Below are 23,070 nucleotides of genomic sequence, written 5' to 3' on the forward strand. Positions count from 1 at the left end.
ATGAAAGCCCTTGCCATCGCCGCCACCGGCATGAACGCCCAGCAGACCAATCTGGAAGTCATCGCCAACAACATCGCCAACATCAACACCACCGGCTACAAGCGGGCGCGGGCCGAATTCTCCGATCTGCTCTACCAGGTCGACCGCACGCAAGGCGTGCCCAACCGCTCCAACACCTCGCTGGTGCCGGAAGGCGTCTCGATCGGTCTTGGCGTCAAGACGACGGCAGTGCGCAACGTCCACACGCAGGGCGAGCTGGCCAGCACCGGCAACAGTTTCGACATGGCCTTGACCGGCAGGGGCTGGTTCCAGATCGAGGGCGCCGACGGCGGCACCCTCTATACGCGCGCCGGCGCCTTCAACACCAATGCCACCGGGCAACTGGTGACCGTGGACGGCGCCAACGTCATCCCCGCCATCACCGTGCCGACCAACGCCGTCGAAGTCATCGTCAACAAGACCGGCCAGGTTTTTGCCCGCCTGGACGGTCAGACGAATTTGCAACTGCTCGGCCAGCTTCAGCTCGTCAACTTCGCCAACGAGGCCGGCCTGGCGCCGCTCGGAGACAACCTCTTCCAGGAGACGGCTGCCTCAGGCCCGGCCAATGTCGGCGTTCCCGGCGATCCGGGCTTCGCCACGATCCAGCAGGGTTATCTCGAGTCCTCCAACGTCGATCCGGTGAAGGAAATCACCGAGCTGATCTCGGCGCAGCGCGCCTACGAAATGAATTCCAAGGTCATCCAGGCCGCCGACGACATGGCCTCCGTGGTCTCCAAGAACATCAGGTAACGGATGATGGCCCGGCCGATCTCCTCCGCACTGCGTCGCGCCGCGCTGGCCACCGTCCTGGTGGCTGCCGGCACGCCGGCTTTCGCGCAGGACGCGACCGGCCAGTCGGCAAGCCAGATCGCCGCCGGCCAGCCCGTCGGCGAGGCCGTGCTGATCCCCAACCGGGTCATCTATCCCGGCGAGGCCATCCAGTCGGCCTCGCTCAAGCAGGTGACACTCATCCCCGGCAAGCACAAGCCGGACGGCATGGCAACGCGCTCGGAGGAGCTTCAGGGCAAGGTCGCCAAGCGCACGCTTTTGCCCGGACGCTACATCCCGGTCACCGCCATCCGCGACGCCTGGCTGGTCGAGCAGGGCGCTTCCGTGCAGGTCTATTTCACCGCCGGCGCGCTCACCATTTCGGCGGCCGGCGTCACGTTGCAGCCAGGTGCGGCCGGTGACCAGATCAAGATCCGCAACATCGACAGCGGCAAGATCATCTCGGGCACGGTGATGGCCGACGGCACCATCAAGGTCGGCGCTTCGTGATGCGCGCCTTTGTTCTTCTGCTGAGCGCTGCCATCGGCCTTCAACCGGCATTGGCGGATGGGCTGACACCCAAGGCCAAGCGCGAGCTCGCGCAGAAAAACGGCGGCGTCTACGACGATCCGGAATATGATCCGGCCACCACCCAGCGCATGTTCCGGGTCTCGACCGGTCCAAGCACGCTGCCGCCCGGCCAGGTCGCCGCGCGCATCAAGGATATCGCGCAGCTGCAGAGCGCGCGCGACAACCAGCTCGTCGGCTACGGCCTGGTCATCGGCCTTGCCGGAACCGGCGACAGCCTGCGCAACTCGCCCTTCACCGAACAGTCGATCCGCGCCATGCTGGAGAATCTCGGCATCGCCACAGAAGGCGGCAGCGCGCGCGCCAAGAACGTGGCCGCCGTCATCGTCACCGCCAACATGCCGCCCTTCGTCCAGTCGGGCGCTCGCATAGACATCGACGTCTCCTCGATGGGCGACGCCAGCTCGCTCGCCGGCGGGACGCTGGTGATGACGCCGCTGAAGGCGGCGGATGGCGAGATCTATGCCGTCGGCCAGGGATCGGTGATCGTCGGCGGTTTCACCGCCAAGGGTCAGGCCGAACAACTGACGCAGGGCGTGCCCACCGCCGGCCGCGTGCCGAACGGCGCCATCGTCGAGCGCTCGGTGCCGGCCGAGTTCGACGACCAGGGCGTGTTGACGCTGCAATTGCGCAACCCGGATTTCTCGACCGCCATCCGCATCGCCGACGCGATCAACGACTATACCTCGCAGCGTTTCGGCATGCGCGTCGCCGCCGAGCGCGATGCCCGCACCGTGCAGATCGGGCGACCGAAAAATGTCTCCGCCGCGCGTTTCTATGCCGAGATCGAAAACCTCGTCGTCGAGTCCGATGCCCCTGCCCGCGTCGTCATCGACGAGCGCACCGGCACCATCGTCATCGGCAGCAATGTCAGGATCTCACGCGTGGCGATCAGCCACGGCACGCTCACCGTGCGCATCACCGAAGCGCCGAAGGTGGTCCAGCCGGAACCCTTCTCCAGGGGTCGAACCGCTGTCGAGCCTTTTACCGCCATCGAAGCGAGCCGGCCTGACGCGCGCGTCGCCGTGCTCGACGGCCCCGACCTCGAAACGCTCGTCTCCGGCCTCAATCGCCTCGGTGTGAAGCCCGACGGCATCATCGCCATCCTGCAAGGCATCAAATCGGCCGGTGCCCTGCAGGCCGACCTGGTTCTCCAATAGGCACGCCGATGATCGCGCTTTTTTCCTCGAAAACACGTCGCCTCCTCACAATGATCGCCGCCGCGTCAGCGGCCGTGCTGGTTGGCGGTGCTTCCGTCCGCGCTGAGGAAGTTCGGCAGGTTCTGCCTGGCGGGCAGGCCCCGCTCCAGCCGGCCGAACTCACGCGCGAGAGGAAGCCGGCGCAGCCGGCCGCGCTCGCGGCCGGGAAGGCGCCCGACGAAAGCGAGGTCCAGCGCTTCTGCTCCAACATTGCGGATGCCGCCCGCGACCGCCGCTACGCTCTTCAGGCCGAGGAATTGAAGCAGCTGCAGGCCGGCATCGACGAGCGCATGAAGGCGCTGGAGGCGAAGCGGGCCGAGTACGAGGAATGGCTGAAGCGTCGCGAAGTGTTCCTGGCGCGCGCGGAGGACGGCGTCGTCAAGATCTATGCCGGCATGAAGCCCGACGCCGCCGCCGAACGTCTGGCGATGGTCAATGCCGAGCTCGCGGCCGCCATCCTGATGAAGCTCGATTCGCGCAAGGCCGGCGTGATCCTGAACGAAATGGACCAGAAGGCGGCGGCGACGCTCACCGGCATCATGGCCAGCGCGGCGCGAAGGGTTGATCCGTCATGAAGCTGCAATTCTTTGTGCTCGTCGCGGTTGCGGCGCTGTCCGGCTGCGGCACCGATTTCAAGGAGATCGGCCGGGAACCCGCTCTGTCGCCGGTCGGTTCCGGCATCGGTGAAGGCGGTTCCGGCCCCTACAACTATCCCGAGCCGCCTGCCTCGCGGCCGAAGAAGTTCTCGCTTTGGGACGATCGCCAGAGCCGGCTCTTTACCGATCCGCGCGCGCTGCGCGCTGGCGACATCCTGACCGTTAACATCAAGCTCAACGACAAGGCCAATTTCAAGAACCAGAACGATCGCAGCCGCACCGCCGCGCGCAAGCTCGGCTATGACGTCACGCTCGGATGGGACGGCAGGAGCACCAGCGGCAAGGGCGACGCCGGCCTGAGCTCCAGCACCGAGACCAATGCCGACGGCGAGATCAAACGCTCGGAGAGCCTGGAGCTCAATGTTGCGGCCGTCGTCACCGAGGTGCTGCCCAACGGCAATCTGATGATCAGGGGCTCGCAGGAGGTTCGCGTCAATTATGAGCTTCGGGTGCTGACCATCGCGGGCATGGTTCGTCCGTCCGACATCGGTGCGGAGAACACCATCCCCTACGAGCGCATCGCGGAGGCGCGCATCTCCTATGGCGGCCGTGGCCGTGTGAGCGAGGTCCAGCAGCCGGCCTATGGCCAGCAGGTCCTCGACCAGGTTCTTCCTTTCTAGGGCCGGGAGAGCGCTGCCGTGGCGAATGTCGAGCAAGTCCAGCCCAAGAAGGGACCTTCCGTGGTGATCCAGCTCGCCATGCTGTTGGTCATGACGGGCGCGGCGCTCGGCATGGGCTGGCTTTCCGGCGGCTATCTCAAGCAAGGCGAAACGCCGGCGCCGGTGCCCGCGGCGCCGGAAAACGCCGGCACCGCCGAAAAACCCGCCGAGGGCGGCAAGGCCGCCGCCGGACCGACGCTGGTGCAACTGGCCCCGATCACCACCAATCTCGCCTCGCCGTCGGACGTCTGGATCCGGCTCGAGGCGTCGCTGCTTTATGATGCTCCCCAGCCGCCGGAGATGGCCGAGCAGGTCCATCAGGATCTGCTCGCATTCGTGCGCACCCTCAAGCTGCACCAGATCGAGGGCGCCAGCGGCTATCAGCATCTCAAGGCCGATCTCGAGGAGCGCGCGGCGCTGCGCAGCGGCGGCCGCGTCAAACAGGTTCTCGTCAGGACGATGCTGCTCGAATGAGAAAGTTCCTCATAGCCACGGCGCTCATCCTCGTCACCACCTCCGTCGCGGCGGCCCAGCAGCTCGATCTTGGCGGCATCGGCAAGGCCGACGGCACGACTGTCGGCTACCTGATCCAGATGTTCGGCCTGCTCACCGTGCTTTCGGTGGCGCCCGGGCTCTTGATCATGGTGACGAGCTTCACCCGCTTCGTCATCGCCTTTTCGATCCTGCGCGCCGGCATCGGCCTGCAATCGACGCCGGCCAACCTGATCCTGATCTCGCTGTCGCTGTTCATGACCTTCTATGTCATGGCGCCGACTTTCGACCAGGCCTGGAACACCGGCGTGAAGCCGCTGATGGACAACCAGATCACGCAGGGCGAGGCGTTCGAGAAAATCTCCGGCCCGTTCCGCGACTTCATGCTGCACAATGTGCGCGACAAGGATTTCGACCTCTTCGCCGACCTCGCCCGGGAGCGCGGCCAGACCGTCTCGCGCGAGACCGTCGACCTGCGCATACTGGTGCCGGCCTTCATGATATCGGAAATCCGGCGCGGCTTCGAGATCGGCTTCCTGATCGTCCTGCCCTTCCTCGTCATCGATCTGATCGTTGCCACCGTCACCATGGCCATGGGCATGATGATGCTGCCGCCGACAGTGGTATCGCTGCCGTTCAAGATCCTGTTCTTCGTACTGATCGACGGCTGGAACCTTCTGGTCGGCAGCCTGGTGCGATCCTTCACCTGATCGTTCCTGCCGGACCGCGCGCAGGCGTGTCGCGTCACCTCTGGACGGATTGAGGAAGGTGCGCGCAAGTCTCCCAACATTATTTTCGATTAACCGTCCGATTTAGGTCTTTGGTAGGGACTTCCCGCCATAGTCGCTCGCAGATGGCGGGTGACCCAACTGAGCGGTCATTGGCATGATGCCGCACCGTCATACCGGACATGCCGGTATGTAAAAAAAATCCGTGTAAAAAATAGGTACGAGTAACCATGGCCAGTATCATGACCAATGCCTCGGCGCTGACCGCGCTGCAGAGCTTGAACGCCACCCAGAAGAACCTCGACACCACCCAGGCCCGCATCTCGACGGGTTATCGCGTCTCGCAGGCTTCCGACAACGCCGCTTACTGGTCGATCGCCACCACGATGCGCTCCGACAACCAGGCCATGTCCACCGTCTCGGACGCGCTCGGCCTCGGCGCCTCGAAGGTCGATACCGCCTACACCGGCATGGACAGTGCGATCTCGACCATCAACCAGATCCAGCAGAAGCTGACCGCTTCCTACGGCCAGACCGATGCTTCCAAGGAAAAGACCCAGGTCGAAATCGCCGCTCTTCAGAACCAGTTGAAGGCCTATGCCGACGGCGCCACCTTCTCCGGCACCAACATGCTGTCGGTCTCGACGGCTTCGGGCACGGCGGCGGACGTCAAGATCGTATCGGCCTTCAACCGCGGCGCCACCGGCGCGGTTTCGATCTCGACGATCGACGTCAACGTGGAAAGCATCAAGCTTTATGACTCGGGCGCTGCCCCGACCGCGAAGGGCATCCTCGACACAGAGCGCCTCGGCACCACCGGCGCCGCTGTCACCACGGCCTCGGCCCCGACTCTGGGCGCTGCTGCCGCCGCCACCGACACTTACTCGGTCGCCGGCCTGAAGATCTTCTCCGGCACCACCGCTGCAAGCGACACTCAGATCCAGGCGATGATGAACGTCGTCGACGCCGCGCTGAAGGACATGACCAACGCCGCCACCAAGCTCGGCGCCGCCAAGAGCTCGATCAACCTGCAGAAGACCTTCACCTCGAGCCTGATGGACTCCATCGACCGCGGCGTCGGCCAGCTCGTCGATGCCGACATGAACAAGGAATCGACCCGCCTCCAGGCGCTGCAGGTTCAGCAGCAGCTCGGCGTCCAGGCGCTGTCGATCGCCAACGGCTCGTCGCAGTCGATCCTGTCGCTCTTCCGCGGCTGATCGCTCTATACTGACCGGACCAAAGCATCGGGCCGCGCCAAAAGCGCGGCCCGATTTGCATTTGCTCAAGGCTCGCGCAACCCTCGTTCCTTAATCTCTCCGAAGCCCACTTTTAACAGGCCATTAACCATATCGCGCTAGCTATGGTTAACCGATCACTTAGGTTGTCGAATCGGCCCGACCGGCGCGATCGCAACCGATGGGCAGGTCGAGACCCGGCCTGTGTGGCATGCCGGCTTTGAGAAGGAGTGAGTTTCTTGGCGAGCATCATGACGAACGCTGCGGCGTTGACTGCACTTCAAAGCCTCAACGCCACCAACAAATCGCTTGAGCAGACGCAGGCCCGGATCTCGACCGGCTACCGGGTCTCCGAGGCCTCCGACAACGCCGCTTACTGGTCGATCGCCACAACCATGCGCTCCGATAACTCGGCGCTGTCGACCGTGCAGGATGCGCTCGGCCTCGGCGCCTCGAAGGTCGACACCGCCTATACCGGCATGAACAACGTCCTTTCGACGATCGGCCAGATCAAGACCAAGCTTTTGTCGGCTGTCGGCCAATCGGGTGCCAACAAGGCCAAGACGCAGACCGAAATCACCACGCTGCAGGCGCAGATGAAATCCTTCGCCGACGCCGCCACCTTCTCCGGCTCGAATTATCTTTCGGTGACGTCCAAGCAGGTCGCGGCCGCCAATGACGGCGTCCAGCCCGACGCCCAGATCGTCTCCTCGTTCAATCGCTCCTCGTCCGGCGCCATTTCGCTCGGCACCATCGACATCAATGTCGAGAGCACCAAACTGTTCGATTCCGGCCTCGCGACGGCCGTCAAGAACCAGGGCATTCTCGATCGCAAGACTTCGATCTATTCCACCGCCGCGGACCAGTCCGCATATGATGCCGCTTACGCGGCCTCGATCGCCGGCGGCGCCACCGACATCGCCGCCAACACCGCGGGCCAGGGCGCTGTGTCGGGCACGCCCGTCAAGATCGACAACGTCTCCGCCTTCAATCTCGACATCACGGCAACGGGCGTGACCGACGACATCATCACGCAGATGGTCACCAAGATCGACAACGTCATGAGTCAGCTTACTGACGCCGCCACCGTGCTCGGCGCCGCCAAGAGCTCGATCGACCTGCAGAAGACGTTCACGCAGAGCCTGATGGACTCTATCGACCGCGGCGTCGGCCAGCTCGTCGATGCCGACATGAACAAGGAATCGACCCGCCTCCAGGCGCTGCAGGTGCAGCAGCAGCTCGGCATCCAGTCGCTGTCGATCGCCAACAGCTCCTCGCAGTCGATCCTGGCGCTGTTCAAGAACGGCTAAGCGGCAGAAATATATTGACCCGCGAAGGGCCGCGCCTCGGGCACGGCCCTTTTCGTTTCTCGATAAGACGCCGGATGCACGCTTTGCTGGACCTTCGGCGGCAGGCCTATCATCCTCGCACAAGCTTCGCGGTCTAGTCTTCCGGCGGACAGTCATGCTGGGAGCGGTTGAATCGTGCCGGAACAGATCCAGAGCATCATCGCGAATTTGAAGAGCTTCGGCGTGAGGCGTCTGGCGCTCATGGGCGGCATCGCGGCCCTGGTCATGGCCGTCATCGGCATCGCGTCGGTCTATCTCAATCGTCCGGCCTATGAGACGCTCTATGTCGGCCTCGAGCGTTCCGACGTCAATCAGATCGGCCTGGTGCTGGCCGACGCCGGCATCGGCTTCGATGTCGGCTCCGACGGCACATCCGTGCTGGTGCCGGCCGGCACCACCGCGCAGGCGCGCATGCTGCTTGCCGAGAAAGGCCTGCCGACCAGCGCCAATGCCGGCTACGAGCTGTTCGACAATGTCGGCTCGCTCGGCCTCACCTCCTTCATGCAGCAGATCACCCGCGTGCGCGCGCTTGAAGGCGAGATCGCGCGCACCATCCAGTCGATTTCCGGCGTCAAGGCGGCGCGCGTCCACATCGTCATGTCGGAGCGCGCCAATTTCCGCCGCGACGAGCAGCAGCCCTCCGCCTCGGTGGTTATCCGCTATGCCGGCAACGATGCCGAAAAGAGCGCGATGTCGATCCGCCACCTCGTCGCCGCGGCTGTTCCGGGCCTCTCGGCCGACAAGGTCACCGTGCTCGATTCCAACGGCAACCTGCTGGCCGCCGGCGACGATCCTTCCAACACGAGCGCCGCGCGCACGCTCGGCGTCGAGCAGACGGTCGAGGCGCAGATCGGCGACAATATCCGCCGCGCCCTCACACCCTATCTCGGTCCGGACAATTTCCGCGCCAGCGTGAAGGCCGACGTCAACACCGACAGCCGCCAGACGGAGGAGACGATCTTCGATCCGAACTCACGCGTCGAGCGTTCGGTGCAATCGGTGAAGACAAACGAGGCCAGCAACCAGAAGCAGGCTTCGACCCCGACCAGCGTCGAGCAGAACCTGCCCGAGACGCAGACGACGACCACCGAGGGACCACAATCCACCTCGCAGAACGATCGCAAGGAAGAGATCACCAATTACGAGATCAATTCCAAGAAGATCGCGACCGTTTCGAACGGCTACACGGTCAACAAGATGTCGATCGCGGTCGTCGTCAACCAGGATCGCCTGAAGACCATCCTCGGCAAGGATGCGACCCCGGAGCAGATCGCCAAGCGCGTCGCCGATATCCAGAAGATGGTCGCCTCGGCGACCGGGTTCGACGACAAGCGCGGCGACATCATCGACGTGTCGGCGGTCGAGTTCATCAACGGCCTCGACGGAGAGCCGATCGACCAGCCTGGCATCCTTGCCTCGATCGGCACCTATACCGGCACGCTGATCAATGCCGGCGCCTTCATCGTCGTCGTCTTCCTGGTTGCCTTCTTCGGCCTGAAGCCGATGGCCGCAGCGCTGACGGCGTCGGCGAAGCCCGCTGCCATTGCCGGTCCGAGCTTCGACGACGTGCAGCGTTCCCTGCCGATGCCCGACGCACCCGTCGCCGCGATCACCGCCGAGACCCCAGCCGGCGCGCGCGCCGGCGCAACCCCGCTCGACGACCTGCGCCAGAAAATCCGGCCGGCGCCGCAGGAGCGGCTTGCCCGCATGGTCGATCTCAACGAGGAGCGCACCGCGCAGATCCTGCGCAAATGGGCTGCCGCCCCGGAAGCCGTGGGGTAGGCCATGGCTTCGGCAGCCCTCTTCGATCTCCTGCCCGATTTCGGGTCGCGGACCTCGGCAGCCAGCCAGGCGCCGAAGGACCGCGACGTCCAGCATATGCCCGCCGCGTCGGCGCCGCAGGCCGATATCGGCGCGCTGATCGCCGAGGCTGTGGCCGACGCGGAGACAGCGCTCGAGGCACGCCTTGCGCTTTCCCATCAGGCGGCGCTCGACGCCGAGCGCCAGGCCAATGATGAAGCGGCGAGAGCATTCCTTGAAAGCTTCGGCGGCGACGTCGGCACGGCCATCGCCACGCGCATCGAAGCCATGGAGCGGCGCGTTGCCGAGCTTGCCGGCGCGACCGTGGCCCGCATCGTCGGCGGCCTTCTCAGCGACGACCTTGAGCAACGTTCGCTGCAGGCGCTTTCGCGCGTGATTGGCGCCGCGGTTGCCGACAGCGAGGCCGTGCGTATCGGTGTCCGCGGACCGCTCTCGCTGTTCGAGCCGCTGAAAGAGGCGCTCGGATCCCGCGCCGCCAATCTCGACTTCACCGAGGCGCCGGGCTTCGACCTGACGGTCACCATTGACGAAACGGTGTTCGAGACGCGTATCGCCGAGTGGTCGGCGTCCTTGTCGGAGGTCCTGTCATGAGCGCCGTCGAGCATGCCGACCCCCGGCACGAAATCATCATCGTCAAGCGCAATCATGACGGTCATGACGACGCTCACCATGGTGGTGTGTGGAAGATCGCCTTCGCCGACTTCATGACGGCGATGATGTGCTTCTTCCTCGTCATGTGGCTGATCAACGCCGCCAACGAGCAGACCAAGGCAGCCGTCGCCAGCTATTTCAACCCGGTCGAGCTGATCGATCGCAACTCCAGCCGCAAGGGCCTGGAAGACCTCGGCGACGGCCCGAGCAAGGTCGGGCTGACCGCGGACAACCCGCAGCAGGGCGCGACCAAGGCGGGCGATGACGGCAAGGGCGGCGCCGGCTCCTCCGAACGCCGGCAGACGAAGGCCGGGGCGCAGGATGCCCAGCTGTCCGATGAAAAGCTGTTTGCCGATCCCTATGCGGTGCTGGCAGAGATCGCCGCCGATACAGGCGTGATGCAGAACGTCAGCGCCAAGGGCGAAGGCGGCGCCCAGGCGGCGGGTCCGGCGACTGGCGCGTCCGGCGGCGAATCCTATCGCGATCCGTTCGCACCGGATTTCTGGTCGCAGCAGGTGGCGGCGCCCGGCGCCGAGGCCACCGCCGAACGCGCCAAGATCGAAGGCAATCCGGTCAGGCCCGGCGAGAAGGTCGCCACCGTCGCGGTGCCGAAGGTGAAGGCCGTTTCGGCCGCTCCTGCGCTGACGGCTGCGCCGCTGGAGCCGCTGGCAAGCCCGGAAAAGACCAACGCCAAGAGCGGGGCAAAAGCTGCGCAAGGCGACGCCGGGAAGCTGTCGGGCGAAGCAGGCAAGACCGAGAAAGCCCAAACCGGGAAAGCTGAAGCGGACAAGCGCGAGGCTGCAGCGGCCGACAGCAAAGCCGAAACCGCGAAGGCGGAAAAAGCCGAACCCGAGCAGACCACCGACAAAGGTGACAAGGCGCCCAGCAAAGCCGCTCTACAGGCAGCCGCGGATATCAAGAAGGAACTCGCCAAGGCATTCCTGCCGGGCGAAAAGCTGGCCGACGGCGTCTCGGTCGAGGCGACCGACAAGGGTGTCGTCATTTCGATCACAGATCAGCTGGATTTCGGCATGTTCGAGATCGGCTCGGCCATGCCGCGCCGTGAGCTGGTGCTGGCGATGGAAAAGATCGGCCATATCATCAACCAGAAGAAAGGCACCATCACCATCAGCGGCCACACCGACGCGCGGCCGTTCCGCAGCGACACTTACGACAACTGGCGGCTGTCCACCGCGCGCGCTCATTCAGCCTATTACATGCTGGTGCGCGGCGGCGTCGACGAAAGCCGCATCGCCGAGGTCGCGGGCTTCGCCGACCGGCAGCCCAAGATCGCCTCCGATCCGATGGCGGCCGCGAACCGGCGTATCGAAATCCTGATGACGGCCGGCGGATGAAGGGCAGGAGCGTCATCGGTGGCGCGGTAGCGCTGCTATTGCTTGCGGCAGGCTCGCCGGCGGCCTTCGCGCAGGACGCGCTGCAGCCCTATCAGCTGGTGCGTTCGCTGCAGCTGATCCAGGACCGCATTGCCGGCGGTGATCACGCCGCGTTGCCGATGCAGGCGAAGCTCCTCGAAATGATCGACGCCCGAATGCGCAACGCCGATGCCGAGGATTTCAAGGAGCCGAAGAATTTCCGCGCCTTGCTCGCGTATGGCATGAGCGGCGGCAATCCGGTGACGGTCGCGGCGGCGGCTTCGCGCGCGACGACCGACCCGCAAAGCCTCGCCATTGCTAAGGGCGTCGTCGCCTATCTGAACGGCCGGCCGGCCGAGGCGATCGAAATGCTGAGGCCGATCGATCCGATGGGCGTGCCCGCCGACCTCGGCGCCTTCCTGGCGTTGGTCAAGGGTTCGCTGCTTGCGACCGACGACCCGGCGGCAGCGCTGACGCTGCTCGACGAGGCGCGCCTGCTCAGCCCCGGCACGCTGGTCGAGGAGGCTGCGCTCCGCCGCTCCGTCGGCATCGCGGCCGCGCAAGGCGACGCCGCCCGCTTCGCGCTGGCCTCGACCCAATATGTCGCGTCCTATCTCTATTCGCCCTACGCCAGCCAGTTCGCCGACGCCTTCGTTTCCGGCGTCATCACGCTGCACATGGCGATCAGTCAGGACAAGATCGCCGACATCACCTCGATGATGGATCCCGAGCGCGAGAAGGTGATCTACCTGCGCATCGCGCGCCGCGCCGCGATAGACGGCATGACGGAGCTCTCGGCTTTCGCCTCTGCCAAGGCGGAGCTGGGCCGCAACGGCAATGGCAACCAGGACGACTCGCGCACCCAGCTCTATTCGAGCCTCTCCACCATGACGTCGGCCAATGTCGACGAAGTGCGTGCCAAGCTCGGCAAAATTGATCGTGGCAAGCTTTCGCAAAGCGACCGCGACCTGCTCGACGCCGCACAGGCGGTCGCGGGCGAAGTGATTGCGCCGGTGAAAGCGGCCCCGAAAGCCGACGCTGCACCGGCAACCGTCGCAAAAGGCCAGGATGCGAAATCCGCGACGGAAGCCTCGGCCGATCCGGCCAATGCGAACTTGCCTGCGGTGGAAGGAGCGATGCCCGACCAGCCAGCGGTCGCGGCACGCGATCCGGCGGTCGCGGCACGCGATCCGGCGGTTGCAGTGACCGATCCGGTGGTCGCGCCGGGTGATCAAGCGAAAGACGCGCAGCCCTCCGTCCCGCGGCCGGCGCAAACATCGGCTGAAACGCCGCCGGCCGCTCCAGCGCCGATCGACGCCGCGCCGGTGGTGCAGGCATCCGCGCCGGCGGCGCCCGAAGCGCAAGACCCGATCGATACGGCGGTGACCAGCACGCGCCGTCAGCTCGACCAGATCGACCAACTCCTCGGAGCAGCCCCCAAATGACCAGCGTCAACCAGACCTTGCCGGGCTTTGCTTCGACCCAGCCCCGCCAGCAAGCCGCCGGCGGCAAGGACAACGATCAGAATTTCGGCGAGATGGTGCAAGGGACGGAGAAGCCCGATCGGCCACAGGACAAACCGGCGACCGGGCTCGTATTGCCGGACCCACATCCCGCAAAGCGTTCATCGGCCGACAACGGCAATCAGGAGCCCGATCACGACGCGCGGGCTAAAACCGGCTCGCAGAAAGCAACCGCGGGAAAGTCTGCCAAGACCACCGCCCAGACACATCAAGCGAAGCCGACGACGGACAAAGATTCCACGGCGCAAGCCGATGATTCCGCGCCGCTGCGAGACCGCCTGCCGTTGCTGATGGCGCTGAGCGACATGAAGCATTTCGCGCAGTCGTCGAGCGCGGGCGGCAACGGTTCCACCGACGGTGACGATGACGCCGGCAAGCGCGGATCGCTCGAATTGCCGCTGCGCCCGGGCAAGCGCGCAGCGATCGACGGTTCCGCCGAGCCGCAGTCGCGATCCGTCCGTTCGACGGCGGCTGAAGATCACGGGCCTGACTTCGGGCAGAAGCCGGTGAAGGCCGACGTGGCTCTCGACATGCCGGGCCGCATTGGTAGCAAAATCGTGCCGGCTCAAGGGAACGAACCGCAGGCCGACAGCGCGGTATCGCCGCAAGGCTGGCGGCCGGCTTCCGCTTCCAAGGCTTCACAATCGGCCACGCAGCAGACACCGGGCAAGCCGTCTTCTTTCGCCGCACGCATGGAAGTTGTCAGCCAGCAGAGCTTCCCGGCGCCGGCGCAAAACCCGATCGGCCAGACGGCATCGGCGCTGGTTGAAGCGCTTGCGTCCGACAGGGGCGTTCAGCAAGCCTTCACAAGCGCCTCGGCAGGCTTGCAGACGACCCATTCTGTTGCCGTTCCGACACATGTGCTGAAGATCGAGCTCCATCCTTCGGAGCTCGGATCCGTCACCGCCAGCCTGCGGCTCTCAGGCGAGCAACTTTCGATTGAGATGAAGCCCGAGACACACGAGGCATACCGCCGTCTCACCGCCGACAGCGACGCCATCGTCAAGTCCATGCGCAGCCTCGGCTTCGACATCGACAAGGTTACGATCCTGCAACCTTCGATAGCAGCACATGCGGCCGGCCGCGCCGACGCAAGCGGTGGCATGCCGATGTCGGCAGGCCGCGACCAGCCTTCGTTCCAGCCCGAGAACTCGGGCGGCAACGGCGCGGGCGGCGACCGGCAACCGGGAAGGAACGACGGCAGTGGCGCACAGGAATTCGCTCGTCCCGCTTCGCCTCTTCGCGAGCGTGCTGACGACGATATATATATCTAGTTTCGCCGTCGGCACGGCCGCCGCCACCGCCAACCCTTGCGAGCCGGAGATCCTGCGCGCCGCCGACCGCTACGGCGTGCCGGCCGGCATCCTCTATGCGGTCGGCTTGACGGAGACCGGAAAGAAAGGCAGCCTTCAGCCTAACGCTTTGAATATAGAAGGAAAAGCCGTCTTTCCTCACAGCCGCACCGAAGCGCTCGCCACATTCGAAAATGCGCGTCGCGAGGGCAAGACGCTGATCGACCTCGGCTGCATGCAGATCAACCATCGCTATCACGGCGCGCAGTTCCGCAGCGTCGAGGACATGCTCGACCCGCATCAGAATGTCGACTACGCGGCGCGCTTCCTGGTGAGGCTGCATGCCCGGCATATGACCTGGTCGATGGCCGTCGCCCGCTATCATGCCGGCCCCGACAACGACCCGGCGCAGAAGGTCTATGTCTGCCGTGTCATCGCCAACATGGTCGCCACCGGCTTCGGCAAATGGACGCCGAATGCCAGCGCTTTCTGCAATCAATAGTTGCTAAACTTCGGACGCCGGTCGACCGTCGCCGGCATACTCGCCGGCGCCAATATCGTCAGCCGGCAGTTCGGCGCGAACACCTGCAGAACCGCCTTTATTACGGTCCCCCAAAAACTCCCAAGAAAATAGTTACAAGAAATGATGGTTTTTCAGGATTCGCCGAGCCGGGTACCCCTTTCCGCACGGGGCAAGTGATTTTGATTCGGAGGGCGGGCCGATGATCGTGATCGTTGACGAGCGGGAGCTCGTGACAGAGGGCTACTCTTCACTTTTCGATCGCGAGGGAGTGGCCACAGCCGGCTTCGCGCCAGGCGAATTCGGCGAATGGGTGAGTTCCGCCGCCGACACCGATCTCAGATCCGTCAGGGCCTTTCTCATCGGCGACTGCCGCGAGGGCGCGATATCGCCGCGTCAGATCCGCGACCGCACCGGCGCGCCGGTGATCGCGCTCAGCGAGCATCACTCGCTCGAACATACGCTGCGGCTGTTCGAAAGCGGCGTCGACGATGTCGTTCGCAAGCCCGTCCATATCCGCGAGATTCTTGCCCGCATCACCGCCATCCGCCGCCGCGGCTCCGAAGAGGCCGCCTACACCGAAGTCGGGTCGATGCGCATCTTCATGGACGGCCGCGATCCGGAGATCGACGGCGAGCCGCTGCCGCTGCCGCGGCGCGAGCGGCGCATCCTGGAATATCTGGCCAGCAACCGCGGCCGGCGCGTGACCAAGACGCAGGTCTTCAACGCCATCTACGGCATCTTCGACGAAGAGGTCGAGGAGAACGTGGTGGAGAGCCACATCTCGAAGCTGCGCAAGAAACTGCGCGAGAAGCTCGGTCACGATCCCATCGATTCCAAGAGGTTCCTCGGCTACCGGCTGGTGTTTTGATGGCCGCAAGGCACGTCTCGCGCCAGCCTCGCGCAAGACACGAGGCCTAATTTCATGGCCTGCTACCAAGGCACTGCGGAGATCCATCGATGAGCCTCTACGGAATGATGCGGACCGGCGTTTCCGGTATGAACGCGCAGGCCAACCGCCTCTCCGCGGTGGCCGACAACATCGCCAACTCCGACACCACCGGCTACAAGCGCTCTTCGGCAGAGTTCTCGACACTGATTATGCCCGGCACCGGGGGCGCTTATAATTCCGGTGGCGTGACGACGACGATCCGCTCGGCCGTCAGCACGCAAGGCGTCATGACCTACACCACCTCGGTGTCCGACCTTGCCGTCAACGGCGACGGCTTCTTCGTCGTCCAGGATGCCGGCGGCACGCCCTATCTCACCCGCGCCGGCTCCTTCGTTCCGGACGCGCAGGGCCGGTTGGTCAATGCCGCCGGTTACCAACTCATGGCCTACAGCTACGCCAATGGCGACCCGGCCGCGACCGCCAACGGCTTCGAAGGCCTCGTGCCGGTGCAGATCTCCGATCAGCAGATGACGGCGACGCCGAGCACCGAGGGCCTCTTCTCCGGCAACCTGCCGGCGGGCGCCACCCCGGTCGCGGCCGGCAGCCTGCCCTCCACCAACAGCGCTTCGGCGCAATATACGTCGAAGACCTCGCTGGTTGCCTATGACAACCTGGGCAACAAGAAGCTGCTCGACGTCTATTTTACCAACACCGGCGCCGGCACCTGGGAAGTCTCGGTCTTCGATCAGTCGAAGGCGACCGCAGGCACCTCTTTCCCCTATACCGGCGGTGCGCTGGGATCGGCCGACCTCACCTTCGACACCACGACGGGCAAGCTTGCCGGCACGCCGGACAGCGTCTCGTTCACGGTGCCGGGCGGCTCGACGCTGGACCTCGATCTCTCCCAGCTGACGCAGCTCGGCACCGGCTTCACGGTCGCCGACGCCAAGCTCAACGGCAACGCCCCGAGCTCCATCCAGAAGGTCCAGATTGGCCAGGACGGCGTCATTTACGCGCAGTTCGCGGACGGCTCGACCAAGGCGCTTTACAAGATCCCGCTGGCGGACGTTCAGAGCCCCGACAACCTCACCGCAATGCCCGGCAACGTCTATGTGCAGAGCACCGATTCCGGCGCCGTCCACATCGGCTTTGCCAATGAAGGCAAGCTCGGCTCAATCGTCTCCGGCGCCCTTGAAAACTCCAATGTCGATATCGCCGAGGAACTGACCAACATGATTGCGGCGCAGCGCAGCTACACCGCCAACTCCAAGGTCTTCCAGACCGGTTCGGACCTGATGGACGTCCTCGTCAATCTGAAGAGATAAACGACGGGCGCCGCCCGTGAAAGATCCGCATGTCACTTTCCTCCGCACTAAGCATTGCCCAGTCGGCGCTCCTGGCCACGTCCAAGCAGACCAGCGTTGTATCGCGCAATGTGGCCGATGCGTCGAACCCGGACTATACCCGCCGCATCGCCGTGGTGACCAGCACGGCGCCCGGCGCCAGGGTGGTGGAAATCCAGCGCCTCGCCAATGATCTCCTGTTCCGGCAGAACCTCTCGGCGCTATCGGCATGGAGCGGCCAGAGCGCGCTTTACAACGGCATGGATCAGCTCGATCTGTCGGTCAACGGGGTCGACAACGCGTCGTCCCCCTCCACCGCGATCGCCAACCTGCAGAAAGCCCTGCAACTCTACGCCACCACGCCGTCGAACCAGAACCTCGGCACCAGCGTCGTCGACGCCGCAAAGCAAGTGGTGAATTCGCTGAACAGCGGCACGCAGGCGATCCAGGATTTCCGCACCCAGGCGGACAGCCAGATCGCCACCGCCGTCAATGACCTCAACTCGCTGCTCAGCCAGTTCCAGGACGCCAACAAGGCGGTCATTTCGGGCACCCGTTCCGGCACCGACGTCTCCGACGCGCTCGACCAGCGCGACGCGCTTCTGAAGAAGATATCGGAATATGTCCCGGTCTCGACCTTCACGCGCGGCGACAACGACATGGTCATCACCACCAAGGACGGCGCCACGCTGTTCGAGACCGTGCCGCGCTCGGTGACCTTCACGCCGTCGTCCGGCTATTCGGCCGGCACACCCGGCAACACCGTCTATATCGACAATGTGCCGGTCTCGGCCGGCGCTGCCGACAACACCACTGCCGACGGCAAGCTTGCGGGCCTTCTGAAGCTGCGCGACGGCGTAGCCTCGACCATGCAAAGCCAGCTCGACGAAATCGCGCGCGGCCTTGTCACGGCATTTGCCGAAACCGCGCCATCGCAGCCTAATGCGGCCGGCCTGTTCACCTGGCCCGGCGCTCCGGCGATTCCGGCCGCCGGCACCCTGGTCGGCGGTCTCGCCGGATCGATCAGCGTCAATGCCGCCTTCGATCCGAGCGCCGGCGGCAATCCCGCGCTGTTGCGCGACGGGGGCGCCAATGGTGCGGCCTATGTCGTCAACACGGGCGGCGCATCCTATGCGGACCTTCTGATCGGCTACGGCAACAAACTCGATCAGCCGATGGCCTTTGACAGCTCCGCCGGCATCGCCGCCAGCTCCGGCGTCTCCGACTATGCGGCCAATGCCATCGGCTGGTTCGAAGGCGTGCGCCAGCAGGCCTCGACCAATGCGGACAGCAAGCAGGCGCTGGCCGCACGCACGGCCGAGGCGCTGTCCAACGATACCGGGGTCAATGTCGACCAGGAGATGTCTCTGCTGCTCGACCTCGAGCACACCTATCAGGCCTCGGCGCATATGATGAAGACCGTGAGCGACATGCTGGACGCCCTGATGAGCGCGGTGGGATAATTCATGAAAGCGACAGGCGTTTCCTCTGCTGCCATCTCCAACGCCCTGCGTTACCAGCAGGCAAAGATGCAGGCCGACCTCATCAAGGCAACCAAGGAATCGCAGACCGGTTCGGTCGCCGATGTCGGCCTGGCGCTTGGCAGCCGCACGACCCAGGCCGTCACCTTCCAGCGCGACCTCGACCGGCTGAACGGCATCGTCGATTCCAACGCGCTCGTCAAAGCGCGCCTGACATCGACCCAGGATTCGCTCGGCCAGATCGCCGGTGCCGCGCAGAGCTTCCTGTCGGCGCTGACCAGCGGCGTGTCGGGCGACTCCTCGACCAGCATCCTGCAGACCGCCGGCGCCGCGGCGCTACAGCAGATGACGGGCATCCTCAACACCAGCGTCAACGGCGAATATCTGTTTGCCGGCACCAATACCGACGTCAAGCCGGTCGACGATTTCAATGCCGCCGGCTCGCCGGCCAAGGCCGCCTTCGACGCCGCCTTTTCGGGCTATTTCGGCTTTGCCCAGACCGACCCGGCGGCAGCCAACATCACCGCCGCGCAGATGGACGACTTCATCACCACCAAGGTCGAGCCGCAATTCCTGGGCGCCGGCTGGCAAGCCAACTGGTCGAGCGCCACCGACGATCAGATCACCAGCCGCATCTCGCTCAACGAAACCACCCAGACCTCGGTCAGCGCCAACGAGCAGGGCATCCGCAAGCTCGCCATGGCGTCGGCCATGGTCAGCAGCCTGCTTACCGGCAGCATCAGCGAGGCCGCCCGGAACGCGGTCGTCAGCCGCGCGCAGGCGCTGGTCGGCGAAGCCATCGGCGGCATCACCCAGATACGGGCTCAGACAGGCATTGCCCAGCAGCGCGTGTCCGATGCCAGCGACCGCATGAAGACCCAGGTCGACCTCTTCGAGAAGCATATCGTCGATCTCGAGGGCGTCGATCCCTCGGAGGCCGCGACCCGCGTCGCCGACCTGACACAGCATATCGAGACGTCCTTCGCCCTGACCGCACGTCTGCAGCAGCTCAGCCTGCTCAACTATCTGACTTGAACACGTAAACCGGAACGCCAGAGCGCCGACGATGTATCAATTCTCCTACGCCGACATCCAGACCGACTCCGTCGCCGATGCCAAGGACAGGGAGCGGCAGCTGCTCACCCGTTCGATCGACATGCTAGCAGCGGCAGCCGCCGTCGGCACGGATTCGATGGAAGCGGTGGAGGCGCTGCACTTCACCAACCGCGTCTGGACCGCCTTCGTCGAGGATCTCGGCTCAAGCGACAACGCCCTGCCCAAGGAGCTGCGCGCCAATCTGATCTCCATCGGCCTTTGGCTGCTGCGCGAGACCGAGGACATCCGCCAGGGCCGCACCAACAATTTCGAAGGATTGATCGAGGTCTCCCAGATCATCCGAGACGGCATCCAATGACCAACACGCTGAAGATCTCGCTGAAGCCCAACGAGAAGATCTACATCAACGGCGCGGTCATCCGCGTCGACCGCAAGGTCACCATCGAGCTGATGAACGATGTGCAGTTCCTGCTCGAAAGCCACGTCATCCAGGCCGACCAGGCCTCGACGCCGCTCAGGCAGCTTTATTTCATCGTGCAGATCATGCTGATCAACCCGACGGGCGCCGCTGAGGCGCGCGACATGTTCCGCCGCTCGCTGCCGATGCTGATCGCGAGCTTCAACAACCAGGACATCTGCAATAGCTTGAAGCAGATCGACCGCATGGTCGGCGAGGATGAGATCTATGAGGCGCTGAAGGCGATCCGCGCGCTCTATCCGCTCGAGCGCAAGGCGCTCGAAAGCAATGACGACATTCCCGAAACGCCGCGCGCACTGGCTGTAGGAGAATAAGATGGCCGTCGACATGACCACAACGATCCCGGTTGGCGCCAATCAGGCCACCCAGAAGACCTCGAAGACGGCGGTGGACTACCAGTCGTTCCTGAAGCTCCTGATCGCCGAGATGAAGAACCAGGATCCGACCAAGCCGATGGATTCCACGCAATATGTCGCCCAGCTCGCCACCTTTTCCCAGGTCGAGCAGTCGGTGCAGACCAACACCAAGCTTGACCAGATCATGCAGTCCTCGGCATTGTCGCAGGCCGACGCGCTGATCGGCCGCTCGATCACCTCGGCCGACGGCAAGACCACCGGTACGGTGGCTTCGGTGACGCTCTCCAGCAGCGGCCTGATCGCGGTGCTGCAGGACGGCACCCAGGTTCCGGTCGGCGCCGGCGTGTCGATCAAGCCGGCCGCCTAACCGGTTCGCACAAGGGACAGCCGATGAACGAGGCAGATGCCCTCGATATCGTCCAGTACGCGGTGTGGACGGTCCTCACCGCTTCCGCCCCCGTGGTGCTTGTGGCGATGGTGGTCGGCATCGGCATCGCGCTCATCCAGGCGCTGACCCAGATCCAGGAAATCACGCTCACCTTCGTGCCGAAGATCGTCGCCATCATGCTCGTGGTAGCGCTCACCGGCCCGTTCATCGGCAGCCAGATCTCGGCCTTCACCAACGTCATCTTCGAGCGCATCGAACACGGCTTCTGACGCCTCGCCGGCATGCGCTCGGGCTTTGCGTGAGCAGCGAGATGATAGGCCTGGCCGAGGTTGAAGGCGCGAATTAGCGAAATCTTGGTCCAGACCGGCGAGATGCTTGGTTTAAAGCTTCGCCGACGCATTTTTGCCTTTGCCATCCTGTTGTTGGGCCGCACTCTTTGGCGAGTCGCCCGCCGCTTCGGGCGCGGCGAGCCTGCATAGCGGATGAAGGCCCAACCATGATCGACGACGAGCCGGAAAGCGAACGCGTCTCCGCGCTGGCGCCGTTCCGGCACGGCATCTTCCGCGCCGTCTGGTCGGCCAGCCTTGTGTCGAATTTCGGCGGCCTGATCCAGGGCGTGGGCGCCGCCTGGATGATGACCATGATCGCCACCTCGCCCTACCAGGTGGCGCTGGTCCAGGCCTCGACCACCTTGCCGATCATGCTGTTCGCGCTCGTTGCCGGCGCCATCGCCGACAGCTTCAACCGCCGCAAGGTGATGCTGGTGGCGCAAACCTTCATGCTGGTCGTCTCGGCGCTGCTGACCTTGTTCACCTGGCAAGGCTGGATGACGCCCTGGACGCTGCTTGCCTTCACCTTCCTGATCGACAGCGGAACGGCGCTGAACAGCCCGTCATGGCAGGCTTCGGTCGGCGACATGGTGCCGCGCGCCAAGGTGCCGGCAGCGGTCGCGCTCAATTCGCTGGGCTTCAACATCACCCGCAGCGTCGGCCCGGCCATCGGCGGCGTCATCGTCGCCGCCGCGGGTGCCGCGGCCGCCTTCGCCGCCAACGCCGTCAGCTATATCGGCCTGATCGCCGTGCTCGCCCGCTGGAAGCCGGCGCTGCCCGAGCAAACCCTGCCGCGCGAGTCGCTGGGCGCTGCGATGGGCGCCGGCCTGCGCTATGTCGCGATGTCGCCCAACATCGCCAAGGTGCTGGTCCGCGGTTCGGCCTTCGGCTTTAGCGCCGGCGCGGTGCTGGCGCTTCTTCCCCTGGTGGCGCGCGACGTCGTCAAGGGCGATGCGCTGACCTACGGCATCATGCTCGGCGCCTTCGGCATCGGCGCGGTGGGCGGCGCGCTGATCAGCGTGCGGCTCAGGCAGTTGCTGTCGAGCGAGACGATGGTGCGCATGGCCTTTTGCGGCTTCGCGCTCTGCGCCCTCAACGCGGCCGTCAGCCACAATGCCTGGCAGACATCGGCGGGCCTGCTCATCGGAGGCGCTTGCTGGGTGATCGCGCTCTCGCATTTCAACGTCACGGTGCAGATGTCGACGCCGCGCTGGGTGGTCGGCCGCGTGCTGTCGATCTACCAGACAGCGACCTTCGGCGGCATAGCGCTGGGCAGCTGGATCTGGGGCGTCGTCGCCGATGCGCATGGCGCGGAAATCGCGCTGACCGCGGCGGCGATCGCGATGCTCGCCGGCGGCGCCATCGGCTTCGTCCTGCCCTTGCCGCGGCAGACGGTGCTCAACCTCGATCCGCTAAACCGTTTCAAGGAACCGATGCTGGCGCTCGACCTCAAGCCGCGCAGCGGCCCGATCGCCATCATGATCGAATACATCATCCGCGAGGAGGACGTGGCGGAATTCCTGGCGACCATGGCCGAGCGCGGCCGCATCCGCCGCCGTGACGGCGCCCGCAACTGGACTTTGGCCCGCGACCTCGAAAATCCGTCGGTGTGGATCGAGCACTACCACACGCCGACCTGGGTCGAGTATATCCGCCACAACCGGCGCGCCACCCACGCCGACGCCGTGGTCGGCGAACGCATCCGCGCGCTGCACAGCGGCGATAGCCCGCCGCGCGTGCGCCGCATGATCGAGCGTCCGACCACCGCTGGCACGACACTTGTCTCGCCGAAAGGTCCGATCGATCACTGATCGCACGTCGTGCGAAGCATGCTTCGGGCAAACGACATGCGCC

At 64.9% G+C, this 23,070-nt stretch carries 24 protein-coding genes; all 24 read left to right on the forward strand.

The genetic code is table 11. The features are described from left to right. On the forward strand, window positions 1-789 hold the full coding sequence (gene flgG / locus LB553_RS15240) for a flagellar basal-body rod protein FlgG (RefSeq protein ID WP_224514458.1): 789 nt from the start codon (window positions 1-3) through the stop codon (window positions 787-789). 3 nt (window positions 790-792) lie between these two features. Then, window positions 793-1,317 carry a flagellar basal body P-ring formation chaperone FlgA gene (gene flgA / locus LB553_RS15245; protein ID WP_412033341.1) on the forward strand — a complete coding sequence of 175 codons (525 nt, stop codon included), beginning with the start codon at window positions 793-795 and terminating at the stop codon, window positions 1,315-1,317. 149 nt (window positions 1,318-1,466) lie between these two features. Further along, a complete protein-coding gene (locus LB553_RS15250; RefSeq protein WP_224514588.1) occupies window positions 1,467-2,555 on the forward strand; it encodes a flagellar basal body P-ring protein FlgI in 1,089 nt (362 codons plus the stop codon). An 8-nt stretch (window positions 2,556-2,563) separates the two neighbouring features. Then, window positions 2,564-3,169, forward strand: coding sequence for a MotE family protein (locus LB553_RS15255; RefSeq protein WP_412033342.1), 606 nt, complete (start codon window positions 2,564-2,566; stop codon window positions 3,167-3,169). Continuing rightward, on the forward strand, window positions 3,166-3,870 hold the full coding sequence (gene flgH / locus LB553_RS15260; RefSeq protein WP_224514461.1) for a flagellar basal body L-ring protein FlgH: 705 nt from the start codon (window positions 3,166-3,168) through the stop codon (window positions 3,868-3,870). Before LB553_RS15255 ends, flgH begins: the two co-directional genes overlap by 4 nt. 18 nt (window positions 3,871-3,888) lie before the next feature. Beyond that, window positions 3,889-4,383, forward strand: coding sequence for a flagellar basal body-associated protein FliL (gene fliL, locus LB553_RS15265; protein WP_224514464.1), 495 nt, complete (start codon window positions 3,889-3,891; stop codon window positions 4,381-4,383). After that, complete coding sequence (fliP, locus tag LB553_RS15270) at window positions 4,380-5,111, forward strand: flagellar type III secretion system pore protein FliP (RefSeq protein ID WP_224514466.1); 732 nt, start codon at window positions 4,380-4,382, stop codon at window positions 5,109-5,111. The genes fliL and fliP overlap by 4 nt, the downstream gene beginning before the upstream one ends. A 248-nt stretch (window positions 5,112-5,359) precedes the next feature. Next, a complete protein-coding gene (locus LB553_RS15275) occupies window positions 5,360-6,346 on the forward strand; it encodes a flagellin (RefSeq protein WP_224514468.1) in 987 nt (328 codons plus the stop codon). Window positions 6,347-6,603: 257 nt separating this feature from the next. After that, the gene (locus tag LB553_RS15280) at window positions 6,604-7,674 is read left to right on the forward strand and encodes a flagellin (RefSeq protein WP_224514470.1); all 1,071 of its coding nucleotides are present in this window, start codon (window positions 6,604-6,606) and stop codon (window positions 7,672-7,674) included. 174 nt (window positions 7,675-7,848) lie between these two features. Next, window positions 7,849-9,495 (forward strand): flagellar basal-body MS-ring/collar protein FliF, encoded by a 1,647-nt coding sequence (gene fliF / locus LB553_RS15285; RefSeq protein ID WP_224514472.1) that lies wholly within the window; start codon window positions 7,849-7,851, stop codon window positions 9,493-9,495. 3 nt (window positions 9,496-9,498) lie between these two features. Then, a complete protein-coding gene (locus LB553_RS15290) occupies window positions 9,499-10,125 on the forward strand; it encodes a hypothetical protein (protein WP_224514473.1) in 627 nt (208 codons plus the stop codon). Continuing rightward, window positions 10,122-11,540 carry a MotB family protein gene (locus LB553_RS15295; RefSeq protein WP_224514474.1) on the forward strand — a complete coding sequence of 473 codons (1,419 nt, stop codon included), beginning with the start codon at window positions 10,122-10,124 and terminating at the stop codon, window positions 11,538-11,540. Before LB553_RS15290 ends, LB553_RS15295 begins: the two co-directional genes overlap by 4 nt. Beyond that, the gene (locus LB553_RS15300; RefSeq protein ID WP_224514475.1) at window positions 11,537-13,003 is read left to right on the forward strand and encodes a chemotaxis protein MotC; all 1,467 of its coding nucleotides are present in this window, start codon (window positions 11,537-11,539) and stop codon (window positions 13,001-13,003) included. Before LB553_RS15295 ends, LB553_RS15300 begins: the two co-directional genes overlap by 4 nt. After that, window positions 13,000-14,355: a flagellar hook-length control protein FliK gene (locus LB553_RS15305; RefSeq protein WP_224514476.1), complete on the forward strand. Its 1,356-nt coding sequence runs from the start codon at window positions 13,000-13,002 to the stop codon at window positions 14,353-14,355. The genes LB553_RS15300 and LB553_RS15305 overlap by 4 nt, the downstream gene beginning before the upstream one ends. Continuing rightward, on the forward strand, window positions 14,342-14,875 hold the full coding sequence (locus LB553_RS15310) for a transglycosylase SLT domain-containing protein (protein ID WP_224514593.1): 534 nt from the start codon (window positions 14,342-14,344) through the stop codon (window positions 14,873-14,875). The genes LB553_RS15305 and LB553_RS15310 overlap by 14 nt, the downstream gene beginning before the upstream one ends. 220 nt (window positions 14,876-15,095) lie before the next feature. Next, a complete protein-coding gene (locus LB553_RS15315; protein WP_224514477.1) occupies window positions 15,096-15,764 on the forward strand; it encodes a response regulator transcription factor in 669 nt (222 codons plus the stop codon). 89 nt (window positions 15,765-15,853) lie between these two features. Then, window positions 15,854-17,110, forward strand: coding sequence for a flagellar hook protein FlgE (locus tag LB553_RS15320; RefSeq protein WP_224514478.1), 1,257 nt, complete (start codon window positions 15,854-15,856; stop codon window positions 17,108-17,110). Window positions 17,111-17,139: 29 nt separating this feature from the next. Beyond that, window positions 17,140-18,591: a flagellar hook-associated protein FlgK gene (gene flgK / locus LB553_RS15325; protein WP_224514479.1), complete on the forward strand. Its 1,452-nt coding sequence runs from the start codon at window positions 17,140-17,142 to the stop codon at window positions 18,589-18,591. A 3-nt stretch (window positions 18,592-18,594) separates the two neighbouring features. Next, window positions 18,595-19,644 (forward strand): flagellar hook-associated family protein, encoded by a 1,050-nt coding sequence (locus LB553_RS15330; RefSeq protein ID WP_224514480.1) that lies wholly within the window; start codon window positions 18,595-18,597, stop codon window positions 19,642-19,644. Between the two features lie 31 nt (window positions 19,645-19,675). After that, on the forward strand, window positions 19,676-20,023 hold the full coding sequence (flaF, locus tag LB553_RS15335; RefSeq protein ID WP_140746484.1) for a flagellar biosynthesis regulator FlaF: 348 nt from the start codon (window positions 19,676-19,678) through the stop codon (window positions 20,021-20,023). Beyond that, window positions 20,020-20,457 carry a flagellar biosynthesis repressor FlbT gene (gene flbT, locus LB553_RS15340; protein ID WP_224514481.1) on the forward strand — a complete coding sequence of 146 codons (438 nt, stop codon included), beginning with the start codon at window positions 20,020-20,022 and terminating at the stop codon, window positions 20,455-20,457. The genes flaF and flbT overlap by 4 nt, the downstream gene beginning before the upstream one ends. Before the next feature lies 1 nt (window position 20,458). Continuing rightward, entirely contained in the window at window positions 20,459-20,866 is a 408-nt protein-coding gene (gene flgD, locus LB553_RS15345) for a flagellar hook assembly protein FlgD (protein WP_224514485.1), read from the forward strand. Between the two features lie 23 nt (window positions 20,867-20,889). Further along, window positions 20,890-21,156 (forward strand): flagellar biosynthesis protein FliQ, encoded by a 267-nt coding sequence (fliQ, locus tag LB553_RS15350; RefSeq protein ID WP_040989996.1) that lies wholly within the window; start codon window positions 20,890-20,892, stop codon window positions 21,154-21,156. A gap of 227 nt (window positions 21,157-21,383) precedes the next feature. Next, window positions 21,384-23,027, forward strand: coding sequence for an MFS transporter (locus LB553_RS15355; protein WP_224514486.1), 1,644 nt, complete (start codon window positions 21,384-21,386; stop codon window positions 23,025-23,027). Window positions 23,028-23,070: the final 43 nt, after the last annotated feature.

The organism is Mesorhizobium sp. CA8, from assembly GCF_020164955.1.
GTDB lineage: Bacteria > Pseudomonadota > Alphaproteobacteria > Rhizobiales > Rhizobiaceae > Mesorhizobium.